2 protein-coding genes are annotated in these 2,772 nt (G+C 32.6%); one reads left to right on the top strand and one right to left on the bottom strand.

Annotated elements, in window-relative coordinates:
- Positions 1-2: 2 nt before the first annotated feature.
- Positions 3-125 carry a hypothetical protein gene (locus AAEZ22_RS17865; RefSeq protein ID WP_352298284.1) on the bottom strand — a complete coding sequence of 41 codons (123 nt, stop codon included), beginning with the start codon at positions 123-125 and terminating at the stop codon, positions 3-5.
- Between the two features lie 251 nt (positions 126-376).
- Here AAEZ22_RS17865 and AAEZ22_RS17860 point away from each other — a divergent pair, with 251 nt between their 5' ends.
- Complete coding sequence (locus AAEZ22_RS17860; RefSeq protein WP_192531482.1) at positions 377-2,686, top strand: sigma factor-like helix-turn-helix DNA-binding protein; 2,310 nt, start codon at positions 377-379, stop codon at positions 2,684-2,686.
- Positions 2,687-2,772: the final 86 nt, after the last annotated feature.

The raw sequence follows: 2,772 nt of genomic DNA, 5'->3' as shown, positions 1-2,772 counted from the left end.
TTTTACCGACCTAATGCCGTGGAATGTGCAGCTAGACTTCGATTATAGCTAAGCGCACTGCTTAAATGCGCGCTTACTTTTAAATGCATTTGTTCAGAAATCATAGTTAAAAAAGATGATTTCATAGTGTTAACCTCTAAAAAACAAACTGCTGTATACATAGACAGTTAATCGGGTTTTGTCCAATAACATTATTAAAAGTCGTTTTGGGGTATTGTAACAACGGTGATTTTATAACATACGTAATTACTTGTTTACATTGTAGTTATTTAGTGGAATTATTGAGCCATGTAATATACGCCGTTTTGGGGTGTTATAAACCCCCAAAGTGGTGTTCAATAAGCTGTTAGATTTTTAAACATAACTGGATGTATGTATGTTAATTGAGAATATAGACAAGGAATACTTTTCAACAAATTTTGTTAATAGGGCTGAAAAAATTCCTGTTGAATCGATAGGTTTGCCTAAAAGAGCAGTTAATATAGTCAAAGCTCAGAATGCAAAAAATAGTTACGAAGCCATTTCAATAATATTTAAAAAATTTCCTACTATGGAAGGCATTGGAGAAAAAACAATTGTAGATAGCAACTCTTCTATAAAGTTATTTATCCAAATTGTAGAGAAAGCGACAGAATGCGAATTTAAAAAGCTTATAGATGGTCGTGATGAATTTTTATCTTCTGCAAAAGGTAATCTTGTTGAAGCTTTTCCTGCGATTATTGAATTATATTTAACTGAAAAGCACAAGAAGAATTATGCTCGTGATATCGATATTATAAATAAAAGATTCGGTCTTAACGAAAATAAGCAATATACCTTAGAAGATTTAGGCACTTTCTATAATGTGAGCAGAGAACGGATACGTCAAATAGAATCAAAGATAATAAAGCAGTTAGCTTTGTTATTGACGGGGGAGCTTAAAACCAAAGGATGGAAAATATGTTCTATCCTTATAGACAATTTTAATGATGTATTAGAGCGTTTTGGACGTTTTAATCCCATTCTGCTGAGAACAGATGCCGAACGTGTTCTGTATGATAAATTTAATGAAATACTACCCAAAGAATATTTTGACCTATTTATGGAAGTATTTGGCTATATAAAAATACCTAGAAAAATTAACGGCTTTAGAGGAGAAATAACAGAATCTTGGATTCAGTCAGTAAATTATAAAAAGAAAGATCTTGAGAGAATATTCCAAGCCTTAGATGTTATTTATGACACTGTAAATCCTATTCCTATTTTTGATTTGACTGTTTTAGTTAAGAAAAAATTAAAAAGCTCTTCTAAAACTCTTAATCAATCAATTTCTATTGCGTTATCATCAATAGAAGATATCGACTATGTTGGGGACGTTATTACAGTCAAATTTTCAAGGTTGAGAAGTGCGGCAGATAAAGCATATAGAGTATTAGAGTCCCACACAAAGCCTATGCACTTTTCACAAATAAACCAAGAAATCAATTTGCTGTGTAAATCTAATAGTAATTTTAGTCCAGTTTTAGAAACTAATTTAAAAAACCAGATAGTTGCAGATGACCGATTTTCACCCATTGGGAAAAGTGGGAAATGGGCATTAACAATATGGGACAACTCTACAAACCTAACTATTGTGCAAGCAATTGAAAAAGTATTCCACCAAACAGGTAAACCTCTAAAATTTTCTCAAATAGAAGAAAAAATTAAAGACATTCGACCTGATGCATCAGTGAAATCATTAAAAGTTTATCTTAATGATAAAAAATTATTTACAAGAGTTGGAGATAATGAATTTGCACTAATTGCGTGGCGCTTACCTGCCGCTCAAAAAAGGCAAGTAAACAGAAGTGTATCTGAATTAGAGTTCACAAATGCTATTAAGGGTATTTTATTAAACTCAAATCCAATTAATTTATCCGCGTTGATTAAATCACTTGTGACAACGATAAAGCTTTCTGAAGTTAGTGTTCGAAAAAAGTTACTTGTTACGCCTGGTTTAGAGATAAATTCACAAAGTGGAAATAGATCTAAGCTTGTATCTTGTTCGAACTTAGATTTAATTAAACCAAAAAAAGAACGAGTGCTTCTGCGTGATAGTGTTCAGGCTGAAGTTAGAGCTATTTTATTTGATCAACCTAATGTCCCTATCATCAAAGGGGACTTATATGGTGAGGTCACCAAAGTAATTGAATGTAAAAAACCTACGTTCTATCAGTACTTAGATAAAATGAAAGATATTACTCAATATCAAGAGGATAAAAAGTATTATGCGGTATACTCTCATCAAGAAACTGTTGACACGATAAAAATAGATGTAGAGCAATATACATCAAATAGTTTAATCATAGCTGCTTTGAAAAGACCATTAGAAATGTTGACCCTCGACAATGTTGATATTGCTTTATATGAGCTTGGGTTGTTATTCGAGACATCACTTAAAGCATACTTGAAACAACAAAAAGCACTTGGGAAAATGAATATCACCTCAAAAGATCTATCAAAACTGTTTATGATGATCAATTGTGTTGTGCGTGAAGGAGTTGTAACAAAAGGTCATCATTTAAATACACTTAGGGAAGAGAGAAATGACAGAGCCCATGGAGATGTACCTAGTGAAAAAGAAAGGTATATTTTATTCAATAAAGCTCATTATATCGCAGATCTTTTTATAAAATACATATGTAGTTTCAAAGGATTAACTGTATAAATAAAAATCTAATCGGGTAGCCGGAGGTCTCTAACCTCCAGCCCCCACACCACCCATCATGCGGGTCCGCAATGGGCGGTTCATCT

The organism is Pseudoalteromonas sp. 20-MNA-CIBAN-0454, from assembly GCF_040308685.1.
Lineage (GTDB): Bacteria > Pseudomonadota > Gammaproteobacteria > Enterobacterales > Alteromonadaceae > Pseudoalteromonas > Pseudoalteromonas nigrifaciens.
The sequence above is the reverse complement of the archived record's forward strand: the minus strand, read 5'-3'. Positions and strand labels throughout refer to the sequence as shown.

Excerpts from the sequence above, each read along its gene's own strand:
- AAEZ22_RS17865 (WP_352298284.1), bottom strand. The coding sequence starts at position 125 with ATGAAATCATCTTTTTTAACTATGATTTCTGAACAAATGCATTTAAAA.
- AAEZ22_RS17860 (WP_192531482.1), top strand. The coding sequence starts at position 377 with ATGTTAATTGAGAATATAGACAAGGAATACTTTTCAACAAATTTTGTT.